This is a genomic window from Iodobacter sp. (genome assembly GCF_025352645.1).
GTDB lineage: Bacteria > Pseudomonadota > Gammaproteobacteria > Burkholderiales > Chitinibacteraceae > Iodobacter.
This window is the reverse complement of sequence record NZ_JANXSO010000149.1, coordinates 1-5,649: the sequence shown is the minus strand read 5'-3', so window position 1 is coordinate 5,649 and position 5,649 is coordinate 1. Positions and strand designations below refer to the sequence as shown.

4 protein-coding genes and 2 pseudogenes are annotated in these 5,649 nt (G+C 48.2%); 4 read left to right on the top strand and 2 right to left on the bottom strand.

Features of this window, described 5'->3' with window-relative positions; genetic code table 11:
• The 4 genes and pseudogenes from Q0R17_RS16750 to thrC form a co-directional block, all read left to right on the top strand.
• Positions 1–134, top strand: a pseudogene (locus Q0R17_RS16750) (IS1595 family transposase); the annotation flags it as partial.
• Positions 135–229: 95 nt separating this feature from the next.
• Positions 230–1,468 carry a pyridoxal phosphate-dependent aminotransferase gene (locus tag Q0R17_RS16745; protein ID WP_293936982.1) on the top strand — a complete coding sequence of 413 codons (1,239 nt, stop codon included), beginning with the start codon at positions 230–232 and terminating at the stop codon, positions 1,466–1,468.
• A 19-nt stretch (positions 1,469–1,487) separates the two neighbouring features.
• Complete coding sequence (locus tag Q0R17_RS16740) at positions 1,488–2,798, top strand: homoserine dehydrogenase (RefSeq protein WP_293936980.1); 1,311 nt, start codon at positions 1,488–1,490, stop codon at positions 2,796–2,798.
• 329 nt (positions 2,799–3,127) lie between these two features.
• Positions 3,128–4,540: a threonine synthase gene (thrC, locus tag Q0R17_RS16735; protein WP_293936978.1), complete on the top strand. Its 1,413-nt coding sequence runs from the start codon at positions 3,128–3,130 to the stop codon at positions 4,538–4,540.
• A gap of 54 nt (positions 4,541–4,594) precedes the next feature.
• On the opposite strand, the gene Q0R17_RS16730 is transcribed toward thrC, so the two are convergent.
• Both Q0R17_RS16730 and Q0R17_RS16725 read right to left on the bottom strand, forming a co-directional pair.
• Positions 4,595–5,371 (bottom strand): polysaccharide deacetylase family protein, encoded by a 777-nt coding sequence (locus Q0R17_RS16730; RefSeq protein ID WP_293936976.1) that lies wholly within the window; start codon positions 5,369–5,371, stop codon positions 4,595–4,597.
• Between the two features lie 145 nt (positions 5,372–5,516).
• Positions 5,517–5,649, bottom strand: a pseudogene (locus Q0R17_RS16725) (IS1595 family transposase); the annotation flags it as partial.

Below are 5,649 nucleotides of genomic sequence, written 5' to 3'. Positions count from 1 at the left end.
GCCGCTATTTGGCGGAAATGCAGTACCGATTTAATAGGCGTTTTGATTTATGCGCCCTTATTCCCCGCATGCTGCATGCCTTACTCATTGCTAAGCCTTGCCCGCGAGGGCGATTAACTGAGCAAGAGACATAATCAGGTTCATTTTTGTGTTTTCGTAAGCACAATAAGTGCAGTACAGCGCAATCTTTCGCTAGAATACGTTCTCCCTAGTTTATTTAGCCGCAGCCATGACTTCCATTCTTAAATCAAACAAATTACAAAATGTCTGTTACGAGATTCGTGGGCCAGTACCTGAACGAGCGCGTCAGATGGAGGAAGAAGGCCAGCGGATTATCAAACTCAATATCGGTAATTTAGCGCCATTTGGTTTTGATGCGCCCGAAGAAGTTGTCCAAGATGTGATCCGTAATCTGCCAAATGCTGCGGGTTATGTGGATTCCAAAGGCCTATTTCAGGCACGCAAAGCCATCATGCATTACACCCAAGCCAAAAATATTGCCGATGTGACTGTAGACGATATCTATATCGGCAACGGCGCATCCGAGCTGATCGTGATGGCCATGCAGGGCCTGCTCAATGATGGCGATGAAGTACTGGTGCCTATGCCAGATTACCCGCTTTGGACCGCCGCAGTGAGCCTTGCGGGGGGCACACCACGCCATTATCTGTGTGATGAGGCTAATGAATGGTATCCGTCGCTGGATGATATTCGCAGTAAAATCACCGCCAGAACCAAGGCCATTGTGGTTATTAACCCGAATAATCCAACGGGTGCTTTATACCCAGATTCGCTACTGAAAGACATTATTCAAATTGCGCGCGAACATAGCCTGATTATTTATGCGGATGAAATCTACGATAAAGTGCTCTACGACGGTGCAGAGCACACTTCGATTGCTTCTTTAGAATCAAAAGAGAAGGATATTTTATTTGTTACCTTTAACGGCCTATCCAAAAACTATCGCGCTTGTGGCTTTAGATCGGGCTGGATGTTTGTTTCGGGCAATAAGAAAATAGCCAAAGATTATATCGAGGGACTGAATATCCTCGCTACTATGCGGCTCTGTGCCAATGTACCAGCGCAATACGCCATCCAGACTGCGCTGGGCGGATATCAGAGCATTAATGATTTAGTAAAACCCACCGGCAGGCTCGCTAAGCAACGCGATCTAGCCTACCAGCTCCTCACGGCGATCCCAGGAGTGAGCTGCGTAAAACCAAGAGCAGCACTATATATGTTCCCCAAGCTGGATCCGGCTATTTACCCAATTAGCGATGATCAGCAGTTTATTTTAGAGCTATTACAAGAAGAGAAAGTGCTGCTGGTACAAGGCACAGGCTTTAACTGGCAACAGCCTGATCATTTCCGCGTGGTGTTCTTACCCAACCTTGATGATCTAACTGACGCCATTGCCCGTATTGCCCGCTTCTTAGAAAACTATCGAAAACGTCACGGCACAGCTTAATAAATATAAGGAATAATCAATGAAACCCATCAATGTTGGTTTATGCGGTGTTGGCACCGTAGGCGGCGGAACAGTTACCGTTCTAAAACGTAATGCAATCGAGATCACCCGCCGTGCAGGCAGACCGATTGTGATTAGCATGGCTGCCAACCGTGATCTTGTTCGTGCTCGGGAAATCTGTGGTGATGAAATCACCCTCACCGATAATGCTATGGACGTAGTGAACAACCCAGATATCGACATTGTGGTTGAGTTAATTGGCGGCACCACCATTGCCAAAGATTTAGTTTTAGCCGCCATTGCCAATGGCAAACACGTGGTCACCGCCAATAAAAAACTGATCGCCGAATACGGCAATGAGATCTTTGCCCGTGCCACCGAAAAAGGCGTGATGGTGGCATTTGAAGCCGCCGTAGCTGGTGGAATCCCAGTGATTAAAGCGCTGCGTGAAGGCCTTACCGCTAATAAAATTGAATGGGTAGCGGGCATTATCAACGGCACTTCTAACTTTATCCTGACAGAAATGCGCGATAAAGGGCTGGCCTTTGCCGATGTACTGAAAGAAGCACAGCGCCTAGGCTATGCCGAAGCTGACCCTACTTTTGATATCGAAGGCCACGATGCCGCGCATAAGCTCACCATCATGAGCGCGATTGCTTTTGGGATTCCGGTGCAGTTTGATAAAGCTTACTTAGAAGGCATCAGTAAGCTGGCCGCGATTGATATCCAATACGCCCAAGAACTAGGCTACCGCATTAAATTACTAGGCATGACTCGCCGCCGCGAGCAGGGCATTGAGCTACGCGTTGCCCCTACGCTAATCCCTGCCAGCCGCCTGATCGCCAATGTAGATGGCGTAATGAATGCGGTATTGGTAAAAGGCGATGCCGTAGGCGCCACCATGTATTACGGCCCTGGTGCGGGTGCCGAGCCAACGGCCTCTTCGGTGATTGCTGATCTGGTGGATATCACCCGTCTGCACACTGCAGACCCAGAACAGCGCGTGCCACATCTGGCATTCCAGCCATCGCAAATGGCCGACCTGCCGATTCTGCCGATCGAAGAAATCGAAACCTGCTACTACCTGCGCATCAATACCCAAGACAAACCAGGGGTTCTGGCCGATATCACTCGCCTGTTGGCCGACAACGGTATTTCGGTTGATGCCATGCTGCAGCGCCCAATCGATAAAGAAGATCGCGCCGATATTATTATCATCACGCATCTGGCGGTCGAAAAACGCATCAACACCGCCATCAAAGGGATTGAAGCGCTGAGCAGCATCACTGGTGCAGTCGTGCGCTTGCGCCTTGAACATTTAAACGGCTAAACAACAATATTCAAAAACGACTTTGAATATGAGCAGGAGCTAAACCTTAAACCACAGAGAAAAATGAGAGCACAGAGATCACAGAGAAAGCCTGAGTATTTTATTTGCGCTGCTCTATGCAATTCCGTGCCCCTTTGTGCTCTCTGTGGTTCAAGGTGTAAGACAGTCATTTACGCCACCATATTCGAAACCATGTAGGGTGGGCAGCTGTGCCCACGCGTATTTGCGGTTTATGCAGCAAGTCTGGTTAAAACTTATCGCGTGGGCCACACGTGCCCACCCTACACAGATTTACAGGGTTTTACGCCCTGACCAACAAGGTAGCAACCATGCGCTATATCTCTACTCGCGGCGGTATGCCGCCTAAGTCTTTTTCTGAAATCTTGCTGGGTGGCCTTGCACCGGATGGCGGCTTGGTGATGCCTGAAGTCTGCCCAACGCTCGATCTTGCCAAGCTAACGCAGCTCTCTACCCTGCCCTATCCCAAGCTGGCGTTTGAGGTTATCAGCCTGTTTGTGGATGATATTCCGGCAGCAGACCTCAAAGCCTTGGTCGCAAAAACTTACACCAGCGAAGTCTTTGGCTCGGCCGATATTACGCCGGTGATTGCTCTGGAAAAAAACCTCTATCTGCAACAGCTATCCAACGGCCCGACGCTAGCGTTTAAAGATATGGCGATGCAGCTCTTGGGCAATTTGTTTGAATACGTACTAACGCGTGAAAACCGCCAGATCAATATTGTGGGTGCAACATCAGGCGACACCGGTTCCGCAGCCGAATACGCCATGCGTGGCAAACAAGGCGTGAATGTATTTATGCTTAGCCCCGCTGGCAAAATGAGCCCTTTCCAACGCGCCCAGATGTTCAGCCTGCAAGAGCCTAATATCCATAATATCGCCGTTACCAGCATGTTTGATGCCTGCCAAGATATGGTAAAAGCCATCAATAACGATGCAGATTTTAAGCAAAAATACAAAATTGGCGCGGTCAATTCCATCAATTGGGGCCGAGTTGTAGCGCAAATTTGCTACTACTTTAAGGGCTATTTTGCTGTAGCAAAAACCGTTGGCGATCCGGTTGATTTTTGCGTGCCCTCAGGCAACTTTGGCAATATCTGTGCTGGCCATATGGCAAGACAAATGGGCCTGCCAATCCGCAAGCTGATTGTGGCCACCAATGAAAACGACGTGCTGGATGAGTTTTTTAGCAGCGGCGGCTACCATCCGCGTGGACTGGATCGCACTTATGAAACCTCCAGCCCATCAATGGATATCACCAAAGCATCCAATCTGGAGCGCTTTGTATTTGATTTACTAGGGCGCGATGCCGATACGCTGGCCGATTTATGGTCGGGCATTGATGCGGGCAAGGGCTTTCAGCTCTCTAAAGAAAACTTTGCCAAAATGCACGATGTGTATGGCTTTAGATCGAGCCGCAGCACCCATGACGATAGGCTAAGTAATATCCGCAGCGTGTTTACAAGTTATGGCCGTGAGATCGATCCACACACCGCCGACGGCTTCAAGGCGGCACTAGAGCATCGCGATGTAAATATCGCCATGGTGATTCTAGAAACCGCCCTACCCGCTAAGTTTGAAGACACCATGGTGGAAGCGATCGGTCAAAAGCCGCAGCGCCCAGCCGCACTGGCCGGGCTAGAAGACTTACCACAACGCTTTGATGAGTTAGCTGCGGATGCCGAAGTATTAAAGGCTTATTTAGCGGAAAGAATTAAGCTGTAATTAAAGCCGTACAGAGCACAGGTAAAATCTAAACGCCTGTGCTCTGCTTACTTCTTACTGCTTGCCCGCCACGCCCAATAGCTTATCCACCGTCACAAATTCATAGCCCTGCTCTTTAAGCTTAGGGATAAACGCATCAACTGCAGCAATCGTGCTTTGGCGTGGCCCCCCACCGTCGTGCATTAACACAATGGCTTCGGGATGGGCGTAATTGAGGACTACTTTTTCTATTTCTGCAGGCTGGCCTTTATTCCATGCCACCAGCCAATCACGGGTATCCACCGACCAACTAATGGCATGCATATTATCTTTTTGCAACAAAACCATTTCAGCATCGCTTAAATCCCCATAGGGCGGGCGAAACAACGTGGGGGCAAAGCCTAGGATAGATTGAAAAATCTTTTGTGTTGGCACAATCTGTGATGAATTAAATACACTGGCACTTAATTTACTGGAATAAGGATGGTCATAAGAGTGATTGCCAATCGTATGCCCAGCCGCAGCAGCTTCTTTAACAATATTGGGAAATTGCTCGGCCTGTTTACCTAGCCAAAAGAAAGTGGCATGAATATTGTGTTTCTTTAATACTTTTAATAGCTCACGGGTGTGCTCCGTTGGGCCATCATCGAAGGTAAGCGCCATTTGTTTACGCTGTCCTGGCCCTGCAATCCAATAAGCTCCAGCAAAATCAGCCGCTTTTTTTTCCATTTCTGCTAAAGGGATTTGATCCCAACCATCTAAAAATGGCGTGCGTATTTTTTGCTCTGCTGCAGTTGCATTCAATAAGGTCATGCTGAATACCCCAATTAAAAGAGCCTTAGACGTCTTCATAGATTATCTTCCTTAGTATGATTAAGTATTGAGGAAAACTCGTTCAAGCACAGTTAAGCCTTACTGAATTTTTATCAGCCTACCGGCCAAGCTATATTTATAGAGGCATTCTGATTTAAATTATTTTTTATATTTATATTCCTGATTATGTCTCTTGCTCAGTTAATCGCCCTCGCGGGCAAGGCTTAGCAATGAGTAAGGCATGCAGCATGCGGGGAATAAGGGCGCATAAATCAAAACGCCTATTAAATCGGTACTGCATTTCCGCCAAATAGCGG